Below are 19,258 nucleotides of genomic sequence, written 5' to 3' on the forward strand. Positions count from 1 at the left end.
CCGTGTCGCATGCGCGGTGCGTCAGAACGTGATCGTCGTGCGCACGCCGACCACCGTTTCGTCGCCGATGCGCGCGCCGGCCGCGTTCGGGTTCGGGATGCCGCCGCCCGGCCGGAAGAAGTGCTGCAGGTCGGCTTGCAATTGCCACCACGGCGTGACCTGGTACTGGTAGGTCGCCTCGATCACCGTTTCCGCGCGGCGCACCGGATAGCCGGGCGTCGTGTAGGCGCCGGTGTCGCCGTCGAGCGCACGCGCGTGCGAGCCGATCTTCGCGTAGCCGACCGCGATGCCGGCCGTATCGTTGTCGCGTCCGGCGAACGGCGCCTTCAGCGTGATGCCGGCATTCGCCGCGAAATCGACGACGTTGCGATCGCCCGGCGAGCCCATCACGCGCGCGAACACGCCGACCGAGCGCGGGCTGTCGGCCGACGGCCGCCACACCATCTGATCCGCGACCGCATAGAAGCCGTAGTTGCCGCGATGCGTGGCGGCGATCCCGTTGCTGTCGGGATTCGCGAGCGACAGCCCGTCGGTGCCGAAGCGCGGATCGTTCGCGTGCTGCGACTGATACCAGAAGCCGAGCTTGTACGTGCCCGGCAGGCCGGCCGGTTGCGGCGCCTTCGGATCGGCGGGCGGCGCGTTCAGCGCGTACTGGAGTTCGCCGATCACGAACGCGCCGCTGCGCAGGTTGAAGTTGGTGCCGTGCGCGTTCAGCGACTGGGCGTCGCCGTCGCTGCGGCCGGCCGGGTTGCCGTCGAACACGCCGACCATCGCGGTCCACGCGTCGGCCGGTTTCACCCGCAGCCGCACGCCGAGCGACGACAGCGGATACGCGGGGCCGCCGGCCGGCAGGTCGGTCGCCGGCAGAACGGGCCAGCCGAACGTCGCGTTCATGAACGTCGCCGCGTACTGGCTCACCATGAACTCCTGGTCGACGCTCTGCTGGCCGACCTTCACGTCGGCCTTGCCGTCGAGAAACGCCTGCTGGTACCAGAGCTCCCACAGCCGCGTGGTCGAATTCGCCTCGATGCCGGTGGCGGTCTGCAGCGTCTGCAGGTAGCGCTGCGTGAGGTTGGTGCCGTGGATCTGCAGCCCCGACACGTTGAACGTGCCGCCCGGCAGCCCGATCGCCTTCTCCGTATCGACGTTGAAGCCGAATTGCGTGACGCCCTGGTACGCACCGCCGCGATTCGTGCCGCCCGCGGCGTTGTACAGGTATTCGCTGGTTTCCTGCAGGCTCAGCGTGACGCCGTGGTCGCCGAGCACGTCGCGCAGGCCGCCCATGTTGCCGAACAGGTTCGAACGCTCCCACAGGCCGGTGGGGGCGGGCGTGGCGACGTCGGCGGCCTGCGTGGGGGCGGCGGCGGTGTCGCTGGCGCCGGCGCCGACTGTCGGCTCGGCAGCGGCGGGCGACGCCGATTGCGCGAATGCGGGCGCTGCGGCGAGCGACAGGAAAAGCGCCGTGAGCGCATCGAGTCGGCGCGTGCGCGCGGCTTCGAAACGATTCTTCATGTGTGCTCCGTTATTCGAGTGCTGGGTCAGGCTGGAGAGGTGGCGGCGCGAGGCGATCGCATGCGTGCGGGCGGCGCATGGGCACACGGCCGCGCACCGCCGCGCCGTCGCTTACGGCAGCCAGCCGCCGATACGCCATGCCTGGGCGAAGCCGAGGCGCGACGCGGCCGTGCAGAGCAGCACGACGAGCGCGACGGCGGCCGCCATCGCGCCGGCCAGCATGCAGTCGAGCGGGCGCGGCGCCGCCGGCCTATGCGTGAGCACGCTGCCGCGCCAGTTGCCGAGCGCTTCGGCAAGCGCCTCGGCGAGCGGTGAAACCGACAGGCGATCGCACGTAACGTGCAGGCGCCGCTTGAGTTTTGCGGCAAGCGATTGAAAGAACATGGCGTACCTCCGTCCGGTCCGGAGCATACCGGACGACGTGATCGAGCGTAGGCACGACGCGGCCTGCGATCGGCGGTTGGAACGTAACGGAGCGTGCGACTGACGAACCGGCGAGGCCGGTCCGGGAGGAAGCGCGCTAACCCGACGAAGCGAGCTAGCGGCGAAGGACATGCGTCCGGCTGCTATCTCGCGATGGCTTGGCCGGCTTGAGCCGGCATCGAACTACAACTAGAGCATGTGTCCACGGAGGGACTCCCTTGATGATCCGGAGCGGATTGTAGTCGCGCGTTTTGCTGCGGTGCAAGCAAAAAACGTCGGCTTTGCGCGGATCGCGACAGTGTCGCAGCGGCGGTGCGGCCCGGCCGACGCGCGGTTCAGCCTGCCGCCGGCCGCTTGCGGACACTGTTGCTCGCACGCATCGGCGGCACGCGCCGGCCCACGCGTTGAAAGGTTGCGGCGCGTCATTCCGGGCGCAAATCTTTCAGCGTCCCGGTGCCCGAAAAAATGTTCCCGGAACGGTGTTGCAGAGGGTTGACTTCCGTTTCGGCCGGTCCATAGAATCCGGCATCTTCACTCTTGGGGCCGCCGCCTTGGACGCCTGCAGTAGTCGATCTTCGAACGAAATTTCCGCCTGAGCGACCGACGTCCGCGCCTCATCGAAGCCGCCGTTTGTCCCCCAGGCAAACGGTGCGCGCAGCAGTATTCCGCAGTAACCCCCTACGTGCACCCTGATTCGCGCCGGTTAGCGTGATGCCTTTGCGCATGCGCGATCCGGATTCGCCGCCGCCTGGTGCGCGGCCGCGTTCGCGCATGCGTGTCGCATGCAGCCGAACGGCGGTCAGCGCGCCGGACGGCGGTCAACCGTGTTTTCCGGAACACCGCACAGGAGCCGCCATGAACGACAGTGACAGTTGTCCCTTATGCCCGTTGCGTCAACAGACCCTTTTGAACCCGGGTCGCAGGGACATGCCGGCCGACTAGCCTGACACCTCATTCAGGCCCCGGACTGGCCCCGCGCCCACCACGCGGCCGGCACGCATGCCGTCGCCGCCAGGAGCCAGACCATGAACTTCGGCCTTCTGCTGTCGAATCTCCCGCAAGTCACGCAATCCCGTTCGCACTACGACGCGATGCTGACGTTCGACGCCCGTCCGCGGGTGTTCTCCCGGTTGTTGAACCACCTCAAGTCGTTGTTCCACTGACGCACCGAGCGCGTCTCGGCATGCGCACGCGGGCCGTTCCGCGCGCGTATGCCAAGGCCACACGCTTGGCCGGATAAAAAACCAGCCGTACGGAATTCATCATGTCCACGCCATCCAACGTCTCTCCACCGATCGCCGTCGAGCGCAGCGCCGTGCTCGACGAAGCCCACCTGGGCGACATCCGCGGTGCCCTCGGCACGATCGCGCATCACGACACCGCCGCGCGGCGCACGTGGTGGGCGCGGCTGCGCACGCTGCTCGCGATCATCGGACCCGGCCTGATCGTGATGGTCGGCGACAACGACGCGGGCGCATTCGGCACCTACACGCAGGCCGGCCAGAACTACGGCACGACGCTGCTGTGGACGCTGCTGCTGCTGGTGCCGGTGCTGTACGTGAACCAGGAAATGGTGCTGCGCCTCGGCGCGGTCACGCGCGTCGGCCATGCGCGCCTGATCTTCGAGCGCTTCGGCCGGTTCTGGGGCGCGTTCAGCGTGATCGACCTGTTCCTACTCAATGCGCTGACGATCGTCACCGAGTTCATCGGCATCACGTTCGTGCTGGCTTTCTTCGGGCTCCCGAAGGTTGCGGGCGTGTGCGTGGCGGCCGCGCTGACGATGGCCGCGGTGAGTACCGGCGACTTCCGGCGCTTCGAGCGGTTCGCGATCGTGCTGTGCGTGCTGAGCCTGCTGCTCGTGCCGGTGCTCGTGTCGATCCACCCGCCGGTGTCGCAGATGTCGCGCGACTTCTTCGTGCCGACCTGGCCGGCGCATGCGAAGCTGTCCGACGTGATGCTGCTCGTGATCGGCATCGTCGGCACGACGGTCGCGCCGTGGCAGTTGTTCTTTCAGCAGAGCTACGTGATCGACAAGCGCATCACGCCGCGCTTCATGAAGTACGAGAAGGTCGACCTGTGGATCGGCATCGCGTTCGTGCTGATCGGCGCGGTCGCGATGATCGGCTTCAGCGCCGCGCTGTTCGGCGGTCATCCGGAAGCCGGCAACTTCACCGACGCGGGCGGCGTGATCGCAGGCCTCGAGAAGTATGCGGGCCGCACGGGCGCGACGCTGTTCGCGGTCGCGCTGCTCGACGCGTGCATCATCGGCGCGGCGGCGGTGTCGCTGTCGACGGCATACGCGATCGGCGACGTGTTCAAGATCCGCCATTCGCTGCATCGCGGCGTGTCCGACGCGAAAGGCTTCTATCTGGTTTACTTCGGGATCGTCGCGGCCGCGGCCGCGCTCGTGCTGATCCCGGGCAGCCCGCTCGGCCTGCTGACCGAAGCGGTGCAGACGCTCGCGGGCGTGCTGCTGCCGAGCGCGACGGTGTTCCTGCTCGTGCTCTGCAACGATCGCCAGGTGCTCGGCCCATGGGTCAACTCGACGCGGCTCAATATATTTACGGGCGCGGTGATCTGGGTGCTCGTGCTGCTGTCGATCATCCTGACCGCGTCGGTGATATATCCGGACATCAGCGGCGAAGCGATCGTCGACGTGCTGGTCGGCGGCACGGTGCTCGCGATCGCCGGCTATCTCGCGACGGTGCTGATCCGCCGCAACAAGCGCGTGGTCGAGCCGGGCATCGATCGTGCGGCGCGCGACACGTGGCGCATGCCGCCGCTCGACTCGCTCGAGCCGCAGAAGATGACGGTCGCGACGCGCGTGTGGATGGCCGTGCTGCGCGGCTATCTGGTGGTCGCGGTCGGTCTCGTGATCGTCAAGGTCGTGCAGATGACGCTGATGAAGTAACGGCGCGCGTCATCCTCGCGATGAGTCCCGCACATGCCGGCCCGCGAGGCCGGCATGTTCGCATCTGCGGGCAGCGCGTCAGATCAGCTCGAGCTTCGACGTCAGATACGTGAGCTGGATCCGGTTCGCGACGCCGAAGCGCTTGCGCAGCTTGCGCAGGTGATAGTCGACGTTGTGCGCGCTGGTGTCGAGGCGCCGGCCGATCTCCTTGTCGGATGCGCCTTCCGCGATGCCCAGCAGCAGTTCCTGCTCGAACGGCGTGAGCCCGTTGATCGCGCGCTCGCGCGACGTCGCGATCAGTTGCGGCGACGCGAACTTGTGCACCGACAGCCCGATCGACAGCGCCTGCTCGATCGTCGCCGGCGTGATCCACTCGCGCGTGCGGCGCGGCGCGGTGAAGCTCATGAACGCGTGCAGCCGCGTACCGGGCACGGCCATCGAATACATGATGCCGCTGCACATCCCGTCCTCCTGCATCGTCTGCAGGAAACCATCGAGCGCGGCCGGCGTCACGCACGGGCCGCTGTCGCGCTCGCGATGTTCGCGGCGCAGCTGCTGCAGGTCCCACACGATCGGCATGTTGCACACGCGCGCGTCGAGCGTGCGCGGATCGATGTCGTGATGGTTGTGCCGCACGTAGTCGCCACGGTAGGTGTTCGGCGTGAACGCCTCGTGCAGGTAAAGACTTTCGACGCGCTCGCGTGAGAATTCGAGCGCGAAGTACGCGAACGTCGAGAAGCCCGTCAGGTGCAGCAGGCTCGCGACGATCCGGTGGCGTTCCGCCGTGCTCTGCGCGTTCGCGAGCGTATCGGCGACGCCGAGCTTCGGCGCATGCGGCTGCGTGATGTCGCCGCGCTTCAAGTCATCGCACCAGACGACCTGCACCGGGCGCTCTCTCGACGCGTCGGCGCAGGCGACCGTCCGGCGGGGCGAACGGGGCGCGGTTGGGGCGACCGCTTCTTCTTGCAATGCAATATCGGACATGAGCCATCCCTCGGAATCGACGCGCATCGCGTGGCGGCGGCCGTGTCGTGCACGGCGCTCGCGACGGTGCGATCGAGCATCTTTTGATATGCGCCGATCGTCATCCAGACGAAACGCGGGGGCATTGTACAAAAATGCCTGTGTGCGCGTAATATGCCGTAATACTAATGCGGACGAAAGGTTCATATCCGCACCCGTATAGAGACAACCAGAAAATCATAAAGAAAAGACCAGGTGGTGACGGGGCACGTTCACATATTGGGAAGGGGTGGGCTGCTCATGACATATGCTGACGACGCGCCACGCGTCGAGTGGTTTTCGCAAGCCGATATCGCGGCCGCTGCCGCTTATTCGAAAGAAATTCATGCATTCGAGCGCGACGTTTTTACCGGCATTCAAATCGCGCCCGGTAAATCCGACCTGAGTCTCGTCGACTTCGCCCAATGCCATGCGCGATTGCGGCAAATCGGTTTCAGCACGCTCGGTTACGGCGCCTACGAGATGATCGGGCGGCGCATCCTGTGCGCGCATCTGCTGCGCGACCTCGCGCCCGCGACGTTCATGCAGCCGTATATAGACGGCATGCTCTACGAGAGCGACCCGCGTTTCGCCGAGGTGCGGCAGAGCGGCTTTCCGGTCGCGTGGCGGCTCGACGAGATCGAGTCGGCCGCGCAGGGCAGCGGCGATCGCAAGGTGCTCGCGCTGGCCGGGCATTTGCGTGCGCACGCAATGAACAGCGGCGTGATCTTCAGCCTGTCGGCGCCGCGGCTCGACCTGCGCGTCGCGGTGAACGTGACGTCGGAAGCCCACGGCACCGAGTGGATCGACGATCGCGTGATCGGCGGCGCGCTGTCGGTGAGTCTTGCCGTGCATCGCATCGCGCTGCCGTTTCTCGAGGCGCGCATCGCGCGCATGCGCGGCTTCGCGCTCGGCGACGAGCAGCAGCAGGTGCTCGAACGCCTCGTGCACGGGCTGTCCGACCAGGAGATCGCCAGCGCGTTGCGCACGTCGCTGCACAAGGTCGGTCACCATATCCGTTCGCTCGAAAAACTCTTCAACGTCCAGAATCGCGCGCAGCTCGCGTACCTCGCCGCGCGCCGTCTGGAGTCCTGACCCCTTCCGCCCGCGCGGCGCCCGCCGCGCGATGGAAGCGGTTCCGGCGACGGGCGCACGCACGCGCCACCGGGTTTCGTAGTCCGATTCGATCGTCGCCGGAAAACCGCCGCGACGCTACGAGGCGCGTCCCTTTTCACGCGGTTTCCCGTCGCTACACTCGTCCCATTCAACGGTCCGAGCGACGCGGGGCATGACGGCCCGCGCCCGCCGGCAACAACGACAGGACGACGGCACGATGGCAGAACCGAAGGCGCTCCCTCGCGACTGGCAGCGGATCTTTTCCGCCGGCCGCAGCGTGTCCGGGCGGCGCCTCGGGGCCTCGCCGCGCGCCGACCTGTTTCTCGCCGGCTTCATCGTGTCGGTGGTCGCGCTGTTCATCCTGCCGCTGCCGCAGGCCGCGCTCGACGGGATGATCTCGCTGAACCTCGCGGCGAGCGTCGTGCTGCTGACGGTGTCGACCTACGTGCCGTCGGCGGTGAGCTTTTCGTCGTTTCCCGCGCTGCTGCTGTTCACCACGCTGTTCCGGCTCGCGCTGAACATCGCGTCGTGCAAGCTGATCCTGCTGCACGCGAACGCGGGCCATGTGATCGACGCGTTCGGGCGGCTCGTGGTCGGCAACAACGTCGTGGTGGGCGGCGTGGTGTTCCTCGTGATCGCCGTCGTGCAGTTCATCGTGATTGCAAAGGGCTCCGAACGGGTGGCCGAAGTCGGCGCGCGCTTCTCGCTCGACGCGATGCCGGGCAAGCAGATGAGCATCGACGCGGACCTGCGCGCGGGCATCATCAGCGCCGACGAAGCGCGCGAGCGCCGCGAGAAGCTCGAGCAGGAATCGCAGATGCACGGCGCGATGGATGGCGCGATGAAGTTCGTGAAGGGCGACGCGATCGCCGGCCTCGTGATCGCGTTCATCAATATCGTCGCGGGGATCGCGGTCGGCACGCTGATGCACGGCATGGATATCGGCGAGGCGCTGCAGCGTTACGCGATCCTGACGGTCGGCGACGGGATGGCGTCGCAGATTCCGTCGCTGCTGGTGTCGATCGCGGCCGGCATCGTGACGACGCGCGTCGCGACGCGCGACACGCGGCAGCGCCAGCTCGGCGAGCAACTGGGCGAGCAGCTCGGCGCGCATCCGCGTGCGCTGCTGATCGCGGCGCTCGTGCTCGCCGGCTTTCTCGTCGTACCCGGTTTCCCGAAATGGTCGTTCGCGCTGATCGCGCTCGGCCTCGGCGCGTTCTCCGTCACGCAGCTCAAGCGCAAGACGACCGCGCCGAGCTTCAACCTGATTCATATTGCCGGACGCATCGGCGCGACCGACGACGGCCAGCCCGCGAAGGTGTCGCATGCGGCGGGCGTCACGTCGCTGATCGCGGTGTCGCTGTCGGACGACCTGCGCACGACGCTGAATCTCGCGCAGCTGCAGACCGCGCTGTCGAGCGCGAAGGCGCGCGTCGACGCGGATATCGGCACGGTGTTTCCGCGCATCACGCTGAACGACGACGAGGGCGCGCCGGCCGGCACCTACCGGATCTATTTGCAGGACGTGCTCGCCGCGCATGGCGCGCTGAAGCCCGGCTGGCTGCTGTGGGACGGCGTCGCGCCGCTGCCGGAACGCGCGGAGCGCCAGCCGGCCGAGGCCTTCGGCCCGTTCGCGACCGCGCTGTGGATCAAGCCCGACGGCCCGGCACCGGACGGCAAGTGGCTGACGAGCGAAGGCGCGCTCGCCGCGCACGTCGAGCAGGTCGTGCGCCAGCACGCGGATGAGCTGCTCGGCATCCAGGAGACGCAGGCACTCGTGCACCTGGTGCGCCGCGAGCATCCCGAACTGGTCGGCGAACTGACGCGGCTCGTGCCGCTGCAGCGCGTGACCGAGGTGCTGCGCCGGCTGCTCGCCGAACAGGTGCCGATCCGCAACCTGCGCGTGATTTTCGAGAGCCTGATCACGTGGGCGCCGAACGAGCCGGACGACGTCATCGCGCTGGTCGAGCTGGTGCGCGTCGACCTGCGCCGGATGATCACCGATCGCCATGCGGGCGCGGCGCGCCAGCTGCGCGTCGTGCTGTTCGAGCAGAACCTGCAGGAGCGGATCGAGAACGCGGTGATGCGCACCAAGCAGGGCAATTTCCTCGCGCTGTCGAGCGCGATCAAGCAGGACATCGGCGAGCAGGTGCGCGCGATCGTGCAGGCCGCGCAGGCGACCGGCGCCGGCGGCCACGGCAACCCGCAAGGTGCGCCGCGGCTCGCGGTGATGGTCGCGCTCGGCGCGCGCCGCTACGTGAAGACGATCTTGCAGCCGGTGCTGCCCGAGCTCGCGGTGCTGTCGTACCAGGAAGTCGAGGAAGACGTGCAGCTCCATACGGTCGGCTGGGTGAAGAACCCGCCCGACGACGGCACGCTCGGCGCGGGCGCCGGCGTGCGCGCGCCCGGAGTCGTGCAATGACGAGCTCGACGATCATCGACCTGACGCGGCAGGCGCTGATGCTGGTGCTGCTGCTGTCGCTGCCGATCGTGCTGATCGCGACCGTGACCGGCCTCGTCGTCGCGATCCTGCAGGCGGTCACGCAGGTGCAGGACGCCAACATCGGCATCGCGGTGCGGCTGATCGCCGTGATGGTCGCGCTGGTGCTGCTGTCGGGCTGGCTCGGCAGCGAGGTGCTGCGCTTCGCGCAGCAGGCGCTTGAACGCATGTTCGTTTCTTCCACAGGAGTGCTTTGATGCGTCAACGCGTCGCCCCGATCCGGTTTCAACCGCGCCGCCTGCAACGGGTTGCGCTCGCCATGTGCGCGACCGCGCTGCTCACGGCGTCGCTGTGCGTGACGATCGCGCAGCCGGCGCGCGCGGCCGACCTGCGCTGGCGCAACAAGCCGTTCACGATCGTCGCGAACGGCAAGAAGATCGGCGACTTCATTCGCGAGCTCGCGTCGTCGCAGGGCGTGACGGCCGTGGTCGATCCGAAGGTGGACGGCGTGATCAGCGGCCGCTTCTCGGGCACGCCGCAGCAGACGCTCGATACGATCTGCTCGACCTACGGGCTCACGTGGTACTACGACGGCTCGTTCCTGTACGTCGATCCGGCCGACCAGTCGCAGACGCAGATGATTCCGATCCCGCCGAACGCGGCCGGCGAGATCGGCCGCTCGCTGCAGGCGATGCAGATTCCCGACAAGCGCTACACGCTCGTGATCAACGACCGCGCGAACAGCGTGTACGTGGCCGGCCCGCGCCGCTATGTCGAACTCGTGCGCCAGGCGGTCGGCTCGGTCGGCGATCCGTCGGCGAACGGCGCGCATGCGGACATCCGCGCGTTCCGGCTCAGGTACGGCTGGGCGTCCGATTTCACGATCAACCGCTCGGGCAAGGAAGTGACGGTGCCGGGCGTCGCGACGATCCTGCGCCGGCTGTTCGGCAAGGGCGGCGGCACGAACGAGCCGCCGTCGAGCACGCCGCTCGGGCAGGCCGCGCGCCAGGTGAAGCTCGGCTCGGGGCTGACGATCGCGGTGCCGCGGCTCGACTTCCCGGACATTTCCGGCGGCGCGCGTCAGGGCAGCTATGGCGGCGCCGACAGCGCGGCCGGCGGCTTCTCGCCGTTCTCGAACGCGGGCGGCGGCGACACGCTGCCGCAGATCGTCGCCGATCCGGCGATCAACGCGGTGATCGTGCGCGACCTGCCGGAGAACATGTACCGCTACCAGTCGCTGATCAACCAGCTCGACGAGCGGCCGCGCATCGTCGAGATCAACGTGACGATCATCGACATCAACGAGGATTCGCTCGACAGTCTCGGGATCGACTGGCGCCTGCACACGACGCACGGCGACGTGCAGATCGGCAACGGCCAGAACCCGCTGAACGGCAACACGCAGTACAACGGCGCCGGCAACCCGCCGCTGACGTTCGGCATCGGCACCTCCGAAACCGGGCAGACCGGCGCCTTCCTGCCGACCGGCATCGCGCTCACCGCATCGATCGGCGGCTCGCTGCGCAACTATCTGCTCACGCGCGTGAACGCGCTCGCGCAGAAAGGGCAGGCGCAGCTGCGCTCGAAGCCGAAGGTGCTCGCGCTCGACAACACCGAGGCGATTCTCGAGAACCTCACGCAGTTCTACGTGCAGGTGCAGGGCTACCAGGATTCGTCGCTGTACAGCGTGACGACCGGCACCAGCATCAAGGTGACGCCGATGATCGTCGACGAGGCGATCCGCAATGCGGCGGCCGTGTCGGGTAATCCGCAGAGCGTGATGATGTCGATCGACATCCAGGACGGCAACATCGTGCCGGGGCAGGCGGTGTCGAACGTGCCGGTGATCCAGCAGCGCAACATCGTCACCAAGACGATGATCGACGAAGGCAAGAGCCTGCTGATCGCGGGCTTCAACGACGACGAGGTGCGGCTGAACAAGAGCGGCGTGCCGTGGCTGTCGGACATTCCGCTGATCGGCAACCTGTTCAAGTACACCGACAAGTCGGGCAATCACATGGAGCGGTTCTACCTGCTGACGCCGCGCGTGGTGACGACCGCGTCGATGTACGCGCCGGACGGCTCGCCCGTGAACCCGGGCACGGGCGCGCCGGCCGATCCGAACGGCGCGTCGATGTATCGCCCGCCGGACAACGACATCGCGGTGCCGCTGACGCCCGCGCCGCTGCCCGGCACGAAGTTCGGCCCGCCCGCGCTGCCGCCGCCGTCGTCGGATTCGGCATCGCGGCCCGTGGCGACGACCGCAGGAGCGCCCACCCATGTCGACGACCATCATTGAGCCGCACGGCGACGGCACGGTGCCCGGCGGCGCGGCGGGCGGGGCGGCCGCACTCGCGTCGCCGTGGAACCTGTGCTTTCTCAGCGGGCCGATGTACGGCCGCACGATGTCGCTGGCGCGTGGCGCGAACTGGGTCGGCACCGCGGCCGATTGCGAAGTGATCCTGCCCGATCGCGAGATCGGCGCGAAACAGGTGTGCCTGCAGGTCGGCGCGCTCGCGGTGACCGTGCAGAACCACGGCGGCGACGGCGGCGCGCCGGTGCTGTTCAACGACGAGCCGCTCGGCACGGGCCGCCGCTCGATGACGCCGCAGGACGTCGTGACGGTCGGTTCCATCAAGCTTGGTATCGCACGTCATGCGCAGGCGAGTGTCGCGGTGCCCGACGAGGCCGACGCGCCGGACGCCGCGCGCGAGGCCGCGTGGCTCGGCTGGCTCACCGGCGGGCTACGTCGTCTCGGCAGCCGGCGGCTCGTGATCGCGCTCGTCGCGCTGTGGATCGGCGTGCTGCTCGGCGCGCTCGGCTACGGCTTCGTCGCGTGGTCGGGACGCCTGCCGTGGCAGCACGAATCGGTGCTCGCGCGCACGCACCGGCTGCAGCAGCAGTTGCATGGGTATCCGGAACTCGCCGTCGCGCCGCGCGACGACGGCGTGATCGTGTCGGGCTACGTGAGCGATGCGGCCGCGCGCGAACGCGTCGCGCAGATCGTCGCGGGCGTCGACAACGCGGCGCTCGGCAACATCTACGTCGTGAGCGATCTCGTCGCGACCGCGCAGACGTATTTCAGCGACACGGCGCTGACGGTCACCTATCTCGGCCGCGGCAGGATCGAATTGACGGGGGCGGCCGAGCGCGCGCAGATCGAGCCGCGCATCCGCAACTACATGAAGGACGCGCGCCCGGCGCTCGAGGTGGTCGACCACGTGCGCGACGCCGATGCCGCCGCGCCGCGCACCGCGACGACGCTCGGCGGTGTCGCCGGGATTCCTGAGATCACGACGGTCTTCGCGGGCGACGGCGACCAGCGTTATATCGAGACCGTCGACGGTAGCCGCTATTTCGAAGGCGCGCGGCTGAAGGAAGGGCCGACGGTCGTGTCGATCGGGCCTGACGAAGTGGTGTTCGAGCGCAACGGGCAGCGCATCACGATGCCGCTCGGCGGTTCGTCCGCGAGCGCGCCCGCGCAGGCGCCGGCGCCGCCCGTGCCGCCGCTCGCGAGCGGTGCAGCGGCCGGGGTCGCGCAGCCGGTGCCGGGGCCGACGCTGTTGCCGGCGGCACCGGCAGGCGCGTCCGTCGCGGCCGCCGGCGCATCGAAGGGGGCGGCGCATTAGCGCCGCGACGGAATGACAGGCGCATCGCGTATCGCGCGGTGCGCGCAGGACGCGACACGCCGCACACGAGCGGCGCGTCACGGTGCCGGCGGGGCATGGGGCCGCGCCGGGAAGTAGGTGATGTTCATCACGTAAAGGAGCGAATCATGGGTGCCTCAGCAGCCGGTAGTACGGGTGGTGCAGACAACACGCAACAAGTCCAGCAGCAGGCGGACGATCTGACCAAGACGCAGCTCGAACTGACGAAGATCAACTTCCAGGTCCAGCAGTCGACCGCGACGTTCGAAACCAGCAACGCAGTAACCGCGCAGGAAGGGACGGCGAACGCCCAGGTTGCGCAACACCTGAGTTCCGCCGGCCGCGCATGACGCCGGTCGCCGGCCGTGCCGCGCGACGCCACATGCCGGGGCCGCCCATGACGGGCGCCCGGTGGGGCGTGGGTGCGTGCCGGCCGGCTTATTGCCGGCTCTGCCGGTCAAGGAGGACACGATCATGTCGGTAACAGGCGTAGGCGCGGCGCCGCCGGGCGCGGCCGCGCTCGCGGGCGCCGTACAGCAGGCGGGCACGGCGTCCGATCCGGCGCAGGTGCGCCAGTTCGATGCGTTGATGCAGCCGGGCGCGGCCGCGGCGTCGCCGTCGGCATCGGGCGTCGCGATGTCGCGCGTGGCGGCCGATGCGGCGCCGGCGGTGCAGATGACGCCCGCGACGCCCGCGCAGGCGAACCATTCGTCGCTCGTCGAGCGGTTGCGCACGTACGGCAACGATCTCGACACGCGGTACGCGAACATCGACAAGCATCGCACCGAGATGCTGACGTCGATGGCGGACAACCGCAGCGATCCGCTGATGACGATGGTGCAGGCGATGGATTTCCAGTGGACGGCGACCACCACGATTTCCGAATACCAGTTGAGCCTGTCGGTCGCGCAGGCGGCGAACGGCTTCACGCACACGGTGCTGAAGACGCAGGAGTGACCGGGATCCGTTCCTGCTCATGACGGGCTTGCGCCGGCCGCCGGACGGGCCGGGCGCGAGGCATGGGACGACCCTGCGGTGCGTGTGCCTGAAACGGGCCGCGCGCCCTGAAGTGGACAAACGATGACGACGATCGATTCGACGCCGCGCATGCATGCGTGGCGCAGCCGGGCGGCGCGTGCGCTGCTCGCGGGGCTGCTCGCGCTGCTGGCCGGCTGCCAGAAGGAGCTTTACTCCGGCCTGTCGGAGCGCGACGCGAACCAGATGGTCGCCGTGCTCGGCGACGCGGGCATCAGCGCGTCGAAGGACAACGACGCGCGTGACACGTCGGATCGCAACGCGTGGCTCGTGAGCGTGGCCGACGGCGACATGCAGTCGGCGCTGACCGTGCTGCAGGCGAACGGGCTGCCGAAGCCGAGCTATGCGAGCCTCGGCGAGCTGTTCCAGAAGCAGGGGCTCGTCTCGACGCCGGCCGAGGAGCGCGTGCGCTATCTGTATGGCGTGTCGCAGGACCTGTCGCGCACGCTGCAGGACATCGAGGGCGTGGTGGTCGCACGCGTGCAGGTCGTGATTCCGGAGAACGATCCGCTCGCGGACAAGATCAAGCCGTCGTCGGCGGCCGTGTATATCCGCTACCGGCCCGGCGTGGACCTGCGTGCGATGGCGCCGATGGTCAAGGATCTCGTCGCGCACAGCATCGAGGGGCTGCAGTACGACAACGTGTCGCTGTTCCTGCAGCCGGCCGCCGCGCGCACGACGCGCGTGGACGGCATCGGCAGCGCGGTGTCGGACATCCTGCGGCTGCGCTCGCCGCTGGGCTGGCTGGTGTTCGCGCTGATCCTGCTGACCTGCGCGGTGATCGCGCTGTCGGCCGCGCGGCGCGGGATGTTCGGCGCGCGGCTGGCCGGGCTGGTTGGCACACCGCGCGGTGCGAACGGGGCCGGCGGCGGGGCCGCGCAGTCGGGCGGCGGCAGCCTGCGCACGCCGGACGGCGCGCGCGACGGCGCATGAGCGAGCCTCAGGCGTTGCCGCCGGGCGTCACGCCCGACGCCGCGTCGCTGCCGTGGCTGCACCCGATCGCGCCGCCGCCTGCCGGGCGGCGCGCGGCGTTTCACGCGCTCGTCTGCGAATTCAACCTGCGGCCCGACCGCTATCTGCACGTGACGCGCGTGCCGGCCGAGTGGCCGGCGCGCTATCGCTCGCCCGACGCGTTCGGCCCGGCCGGCCGCAAGCTGCTGGCCCGCCACCTGCTCGACGCGAACGGCGTGGCCGCACACCACGACTTCGACGTCGCCAATCCGTGCGCGCGGCTCGCGCTGCTGCCCGGTGCGGCGCTCGAGCAGCTCGCGTCGTATGCGGGCCTGCTGCTGCATCGCGGCTGGCTGCGCGATGCGCTGAGCGTGCGGCGCATCCGTGCGGAGGTCGCGGCGAAGCTCGGCGGCGATGCGCTGGAACTCGCGCTCGAGCGCGCGCCGGAATTCGGCGCGCTCGCGGACACGCTCGAACCGTGGCGTGCCGATCCGGCCGCGCTGCCGGTCGTGATTCGTGCGCGCGGCGGCCGATTGCTCGCGGATTTCATCGGCGTGACGGGCGACGCGGTCGCGCGGCGCGTGCGCCTGAAATTCAACCGCGCGATCGATGACGAGGCGCCGTACTGGCTCAACCGCGCGCAGCGCGACCAGTTCGGCGAATTGCTGTTCCTGTTTTTGATTCCCGAGAGGCTTGCGTCATGGGACTGGCTTTTCTGATCACGAGCGACAACCTGCAGCTGCTGTCGGAGCGCAAGGTGCTCAAGGAGCGCGAATACGCGGCGCTGCTCGATGCATCCGCGGTGATCGCGACCGCGCGCGACGAGGCCGCGCGCATCGTCGCCGACGCGCAGCGCGAATTCGACAAGCGCCAGGCGGCCGGCTACGACGAAGGCATGCGCCGCGCGCAGCGCGAGCATGCGGCGCAGACCTATACGCAGGCGCTGGCCGCCGCGCGCACGATGGAGTCGATGAAGGATTCGATGGCCGACATCGTCGTGAAGGCCGTGCGCGCGATCGTCGGCGAGATGGCCACGCAGAAGCTGTACGAGGCCGCGCTCGCGCGGATCGCGCCGCTCGTGCGCGACGAAGCGTTCCTGATCGTGCGGGTCGCGCCCGGCCGGCAGGACGAGATGCGCGACGCGCTCGAGCGCGCATTCGCCGGCCAGTCGAACCGGCAACGGATCCGCATCGTCGAGGATGCGCAGCTCGAACGTCACGCGTGCACGGTCGAGACGCCGTCCGGGCGCATCGACGCGAGCCTCGACCTGCAGATCGATGCGCTGCGCCAGGCGATCCGCCGCGACGCGCTGAAGGGCACGACGCGATGAATGGGCCGTTCGACGATCCGCAGCCGTTCGGTGACGGTAGCGACGACGATGCCGCGCCGTTCGATCGCGGCCGCCTCGTCGGCGACCTCGATGCGGGGCTCGCGTTCTTCTCGCCGGTGTCGGTGCAGGGCCGCGTCAATCATGCGGTCGGACAGATCCTCAACGCGACCGGGATCCGCGCGCGGCTGGGCGAGATTTGCGAGCTGCGCACGCCGAACCAGCCGACGCTGCTCGCCGAAGTGGTCGGTTTCTCGCGGCAGACCACCTTGCTCACGCCGCTCGGCGACGTGGCCGGCCTGTCGCCGGAGACGACCGTCGTGCCGTCGGGGCGCGAGCATGTGTTCCCGGTCGGCGAAGCGCTGTTCGGCCGCGTGCTCGACGGGCTCGGCCGGCCGCTCGACGATCGCGGGCCGGTGACGGGCGCCGCGTGGGTATCGACGCAGCAGGACCCGCCCAATCCGCTCGCGCGCAAGATGATCGACACGCCGTTTCCGACCGGCGTGCGCGTGATCGACGGCCTGATGACGCTCGGCATCGGCCAGCGCGTCGGCATCTTCGCGCCGTCGGGTGTCGGCAAGAGCACGCTGCTCGGGATGATCGCGCGCGGCGCGCAGGCCGACGTGAACGTGATCGCGCTGGTCGGCGAACGCGGCCGCGAAGTGCGCGAGTTCATCGAGCACAGCCTGTCGCCCGAAGTGCGCGCGCGCTCGATCGTCGTCGTGTCGACGTCCGATCGTCCGGCGATGGAGCGCGTGAAATCCGCGCTGGTCGCGACCGCGATCGCCGAGCATTTCCGCGACGCGGGCAAGCGCGTGCTGCTGCTGGTCGACTCGCTCACGCGCTTCGCGCGCGCGCAGCGCGAGGTCGGCCTCGCGAGCGGCGAGCCGCCGACACGGCGCAGCTTTCCGCCGTCGACGTTCGCCGTGCTGCCGCGCCTGCTCGAACGCGCGGGGCAGGGCGCGACGGGGTCGATCACCGCGCTGTACACGGTGCTCGTAGAAGGCGATGAGGAATCCGATCCGATCGCCGAGGAAGTGCGCTCGATCCTCGACGGCCACATCGTGCTGTCGCGCAAGATCGCGCTCGCGAACCGCTATCCGGCGATCGACGTGCTCGCGAGCCTGTCGCGCGTGATGCCGCTCGTCGCGAGCCGCGCGCATCAGCAGTCGGCCGCGCGCGTGCGCGAGCTGATCGCGAAGTATCAGGAAATCGAGCTGCTCGTGCAGATCGGCGAGTATCGCGAAGGCAGCGACCGGCTCGGCGATCTCGCGCTGCGCGCGCGCGATGCGATCGGTGCGTTCTGCGCGCAGGGCTCGCACGAGGACGTGCGCTTCGACGCGCTGCTCGCGAAGCTGACGAAACTCGCGAACGACCATGTCTGAAGCCGACGACCGCCTCGTGCTCGCGACACTCGCACGCCTGAAGCGCGTGCGCGAGATGCGCAGCCAGATCGCGCGCGTCGCGGCCGCGCGCCAGCAGGGCATCGCCGCGCAGAGTCGTCGCGCGCTCGACGCCGCGCAGGCGCAGCTCGCGCAGCAGGTCGCCGCGAAGGCCGCGATCCAGACCCGGCTCGCCGACGACGTGCGCGAGGCGCGCGCGCTGCAGAACGCGGCGGCCGACACGCGCACGTTCGATCGTCATATCGGCGTCGCGAACGCGTCCGTCAGCGAGGCTACCCACGTGCATCGCGATCACGAGGCGACGCTCGCCGACCTGCAGCGCGCCGCGCGCAAGGCGAAGGCCGCCGAGGACAAGCTCGACAAGGCCGGCGAGAAGGCGCTGCATGCCCGCGCGGCGCGGGTCGAGCGCGACGCCGACGAAGTCGCGGATGCGCACGCGGTGCGGCGCTTTGGGACGGCCGGCGTGTGGGCGGGCGACGCGGAGAGCCACGCGGCGGGGCAGCCGGACATGGCCGCCGCGTTCGATGCGCAGATGAGATCGCGGCCGGCGGATGCGGATGCAGACGCAACCGACGCGGCCGACGCAACCGACTCGGTCGATTCGGCCGACTCTGCCGCCCCCGCCGACGACTCCCCACCCACGGCCGCGGAGCGCCGATGCTAGATCACGCGGCGAACTTCAACGACATCGCCGGCACGCTGCGCCCGCTCCTCTACGTGATGCCGCGCCTGCTGCCGATCATGTTCGTCGTGCCGGTATTCAACGAGCAGATCATCACGGGCCTCGTGCGCAACGGGATCGCGGTCGTGATCGCCGCGTTCGTCGCGCCGGTGATCGACCCGGCGCAGGTCGCCGCGCTGCCGTTCCTGATGTGGTGCCTGCTCGTCGCGAAGGAGGCGGTGGTCGGCATGCTGCTCGCGGGCGCGTTCAGCGCGGTGCTGTTCGCGATCCAGGGCGTCGGCTATCTGATCGATTTCCAGACCGGTAGCGGCAGCGCCGCGTTCTTCGATCCGATGGGCGGGCACGAAGGCGGCCCGACGTCGGGATTCCTCAATTTCGTCGCGATCGCGCTGTTCGTGACAGCCGGCGGCCTGCAGGTGCTCGTGCAGCTGTTCGCGCAGTCGTATGCGTGGTGGCCGATCGGCTCGCTCGGCCCGGACTTCTCGTCGATGCTCGAGACCTTCGTCGTGCGGCAGACCGACACGATCTTCGAATGGATGGTGAAGCTCGCCGCGCCGGTGATCATCGTGCTGGTGCTCGTCGAGCTCGGCATCGGCCTCGTCGGCCGCGCGGTGCCGCAGCTGAACATCTTCGTGTTCGCGCAGCCGGTGAAGAGCGCGCTCGCGGTCCTGATGATGGTGCTGTTCCTGCCGGTGGTATACGCGTCGCTGCATGCGCTGCTGAGCCCCGACAGCGGGTTGATGGCGCTGCTTCGTGCGCTGTTCGCCGCGCACGGCGGCGCGTGACGGGCCGCCGGAGCCGGAGCGACC

Annotated in this window: 18 protein-coding genes; 15 read left to right on the forward strand and 3 right to left on the reverse strand. The window is 69.1% G+C overall.

Annotation, left to right across the window (positions count from 1 at the left end; translation table 11 throughout):
• Positions 1 to 21 precede the first annotated feature (21 nt).
• Both SB771_RS17105 and SB771_RS17110 read right to left on the reverse strand, forming a co-directional pair.
• Positions 22 to 1,512, reverse strand: coding sequence for a carbohydrate porin (locus SB771_RS17105; protein ID WP_175658940.1), 1,491 nt, complete (start codon positions 1,510 to 1,512; stop codon positions 22 to 24).
• A gap of 111 nt (positions 1,513 to 1,623) precedes the next feature.
• Positions 1,624 to 1,896 (reverse strand): hypothetical protein, encoded by a 273-nt coding sequence (locus SB771_RS17110; protein ID WP_175658941.1) that lies wholly within the window; start codon positions 1,894 to 1,896, stop codon positions 1,624 to 1,626.
• Between the two features lie 1,064 nt (positions 1,897 to 2,960).
• On the opposite strand from SB771_RS17110, the gene SB771_RS17115 reads away from it, so the two are divergent.
• Complete coding sequence (locus tag SB771_RS17115; RefSeq protein WP_012366499.1) at positions 2,961 to 3,098, forward strand: hypothetical protein; 138 nt, start codon at positions 2,961 to 2,963, stop codon at positions 3,096 to 3,098.
• Positions 3,099 to 3,199: 101 nt separating this feature from the next.
• Positions 3,200 to 4,846 carry an NRAMP family divalent metal transporter gene (locus SB771_RS17120; RefSeq protein ID WP_175658942.1) on the forward strand — a complete coding sequence of 549 codons (1,647 nt, stop codon included), beginning with the start codon at positions 3,200 to 3,202 and terminating at the stop codon, positions 4,844 to 4,846.
• Positions 4,847 to 4,924: 78 nt separating this feature from the next.
• Here SB771_RS17120 and SB771_RS17125 read toward each other — a convergent pair whose 3' ends face one another.
• Complete coding sequence (locus SB771_RS17125; protein WP_175658943.1) at positions 4,925 to 5,830, reverse strand: helix-turn-helix transcriptional regulator; 906 nt, start codon at positions 5,828 to 5,830, stop codon at positions 4,925 to 4,927.
• A 279-nt stretch (positions 5,831 to 6,109) separates the two neighbouring features.
• Between SB771_RS17125 and SB771_RS17130 the strand changes: the two genes are divergently transcribed.
• From SB771_RS17130 to sctT, 13 genes are all read left to right on the forward strand, one after another.
• Positions 6,110 to 6,943 (forward strand): helix-turn-helix transcriptional regulator, encoded by an 834-nt coding sequence (locus SB771_RS17130; RefSeq protein ID WP_011659217.1) that lies wholly within the window; start codon positions 6,110 to 6,112, stop codon positions 6,941 to 6,943.
• A 238-nt stretch (positions 6,944 to 7,181) separates the two neighbouring features.
• Entirely contained in the window at positions 7,182 to 9,386 is a 2,205-nt protein-coding gene (gene sctV / locus SB771_RS17135) for a type III secretion system export apparatus subunit SctV (RefSeq protein WP_175658944.1), read from the forward strand.
• Positions 9,383 to 9,661: a type III secretion system export apparatus subunit SctS gene (sctS, locus tag SB771_RS17140; protein ID WP_175658945.1), complete on the forward strand. Its 279-nt coding sequence runs from the start codon at positions 9,383 to 9,385 to the stop codon at positions 9,659 to 9,661. Before sctV ends, sctS begins: the two co-directional genes overlap by 4 nt.
• On the forward strand, positions 9,661 to 11,703 hold the full coding sequence (sctC, locus tag SB771_RS17145; protein ID WP_175658946.1) for a type III secretion system outer membrane ring subunit SctC: 2,043 nt from the start codon (positions 9,661 to 9,663) through the stop codon (positions 11,701 to 11,703). Before sctS ends, sctC begins: the two co-directional genes overlap by 1 nt.
• Positions 11,684 to 13,033 carry a type III secretion system inner membrane ring subunit SctD gene (sctD, locus tag SB771_RS17150; protein WP_175658947.1) on the forward strand — a complete coding sequence of 450 codons (1,350 nt, stop codon included), beginning with the start codon at positions 11,684 to 11,686 and terminating at the stop codon, positions 13,031 to 13,033. The genes sctC and sctD overlap by 20 nt, the downstream gene beginning before the upstream one ends.
• A 146-nt stretch (positions 13,034 to 13,179) precedes the next feature.
• Positions 13,180 to 13,401 (forward strand): hypothetical protein, encoded by a 222-nt coding sequence (locus tag SB771_RS17155; RefSeq protein WP_012366493.1) that lies wholly within the window; start codon positions 13,180 to 13,182, stop codon positions 13,399 to 13,401.
• A 124-nt stretch (positions 13,402 to 13,525) separates the two neighbouring features.
• Positions 13,526 to 14,008 (forward strand): hypothetical protein, encoded by a 483-nt coding sequence (locus SB771_RS17160; protein WP_105830405.1) that lies wholly within the window; start codon positions 13,526 to 13,528, stop codon positions 14,006 to 14,008.
• 123 nt (positions 14,009 to 14,131) lie between these two features.
• Positions 14,132 to 15,019, forward strand: coding sequence for a type III secretion system inner membrane ring lipoprotein SctJ (gene sctJ / locus SB771_RS17165; protein WP_041491499.1), 888 nt, complete (start codon positions 14,132 to 14,134; stop codon positions 15,017 to 15,019).
• A complete protein-coding gene (locus SB771_RS17170) occupies positions 15,016 to 15,756 on the forward strand; it encodes a SctK family type III secretion system sorting platform protein (RefSeq protein WP_175658948.1) in 741 nt (246 codons plus the stop codon). Before sctJ ends, SB771_RS17170 begins: the two co-directional genes overlap by 4 nt.
• The gene (sctL, locus tag SB771_RS17175) at positions 15,738 to 16,367 is read left to right on the forward strand and encodes a type III secretion system stator protein SctL (protein WP_011659209.1); all 630 of its coding nucleotides are present in this window, start codon (positions 15,738 to 15,740) and stop codon (positions 16,365 to 16,367) included. The genes SB771_RS17170 and sctL overlap by 19 nt, the downstream gene beginning before the upstream one ends.
• The gene (gene sctN / locus SB771_RS17180) at positions 16,364 to 17,749 is read left to right on the forward strand and encodes a type III secretion system ATPase SctN (protein WP_175658949.1); all 1,386 of its coding nucleotides are present in this window, start codon (positions 16,364 to 16,366) and stop codon (positions 17,747 to 17,749) included. Before sctL ends, sctN begins: the two co-directional genes overlap by 4 nt.
• A complete protein-coding gene (locus tag SB771_RS17185; protein WP_175658950.1) occupies positions 17,742 to 18,431 on the forward strand; it encodes a hypothetical protein in 690 nt (229 codons plus the stop codon). Before sctN ends, SB771_RS17185 begins: the two co-directional genes overlap by 8 nt.
• Positions 18,425 to 19,234: a type III secretion system export apparatus subunit SctT gene (sctT, locus tag SB771_RS17190; RefSeq protein WP_006754499.1), complete on the forward strand. Its 810-nt coding sequence runs from the start codon at positions 18,425 to 18,427 to the stop codon at positions 19,232 to 19,234. Before SB771_RS17185 ends, sctT begins: the two co-directional genes overlap by 7 nt.
• Positions 19,235 to 19,258 lie beyond the last annotated feature (24 nt).

The sequence above is a fragment of the Burkholderia sp. SIMBA_051 genome (genome assembly GCF_046534915.1).
In the GTDB taxonomy this organism is placed as follows: domain Bacteria; phylum Pseudomonadota; class Gammaproteobacteria; order Burkholderiales; family Burkholderiaceae; genus Burkholderia; species Burkholderia ambifaria.

Coding starts and splice junctions, on each gene's coding strand:
- SB771_RS17125 (WP_175658943.1), bottom strand. CDS start 5,830: ATGTCCGATATTGCATTGCAAGAAGAAGCGGTCGCCCCAACCGCGCCC.
- SB771_RS17120 (WP_175658942.1), top strand. CDS start 3,200: ATGTCCACGCCATCCAACGTCTCTCCACCGATCGCCGTCGAGCGCAGC.
- sctD (WP_175658947.1), top strand. CDS start 11,684: ATGTCGACGACCATCATTGAGCCGCACGGCGACGGCACGGTGCCCGGC.
- sctN (WP_175658949.1), top strand. CDS start 16,364: ATGAATGGGCCGTTCGACGATCCGCAGCCGTTCGGTGACGGTAGCGAC.
- sctS (WP_175658945.1), top strand. CDS start 9,383: ATGACGAGCTCGACGATCATCGACCTGACGCGGCAGGCGCTGATGCTG.
- sctT (WP_006754499.1), top strand. CDS start 18,425: ATGCTAGATCACGCGGCGAACTTCAACGACATCGCCGGCACGCTGCGC.
- sctC (WP_175658946.1), top strand. CDS start 9,661: ATGCGTCAACGCGTCGCCCCGATCCGGTTTCAACCGCGCCGCCTGCAA.
- sctV (WP_175658944.1), top strand. CDS start 7,182: ATGGCAGAACCGAAGGCGCTCCCTCGCGACTGGCAGCGGATCTTTTCC.
- SB771_RS17105 (WP_175658940.1), bottom strand. CDS start 1,512: ATGAAGAATCGTTTCGAAGCCGCGCGCACGCGCCGACTCGATGCGCTC.
- SB771_RS17115 (WP_012366499.1), top strand. CDS start 2,961: ATGAACTTCGGCCTTCTGCTGTCGAATCTCCCGCAAGTCACGCAATCC.
- SB771_RS17155 (WP_012366493.1), top strand. CDS start 13,180: ATGGGTGCCTCAGCAGCCGGTAGTACGGGTGGTGCAGACAACACGCAA.
- SB771_RS17170 (WP_175658948.1), top strand. CDS start 15,016: ATGAGCGAGCCTCAGGCGTTGCCGCCGGGCGTCACGCCCGACGCCGCG.
- SB771_RS17160 (WP_105830405.1), top strand. CDS start 13,526: ATGTCGGTAACAGGCGTAGGCGCGGCGCCGCCGGGCGCGGCCGCGCTC.
- sctL (WP_011659209.1), top strand. CDS start 15,738: ATGGGACTGGCTTTTCTGATCACGAGCGACAACCTGCAGCTGCTGTCG.
- sctJ (WP_041491499.1), top strand. CDS start 14,132: ATGACGACGATCGATTCGACGCCGCGCATGCATGCGTGGCGCAGCCGG.
- SB771_RS17110 (WP_175658941.1), bottom strand. CDS start 1,896: ATGTTCTTTCAATCGCTTGCCGCAAAACTCAAGCGGCGCCTGCACGTT.
- SB771_RS17130 (WP_011659217.1), top strand. CDS start 6,110: ATGACATATGCTGACGACGCGCCACGCGTCGAGTGGTTTTCGCAAGCC.
- SB771_RS17185 (WP_175658950.1), top strand. CDS start 17,742: ATGTCTGAAGCCGACGACCGCCTCGTGCTCGCGACACTCGCACGCCTG.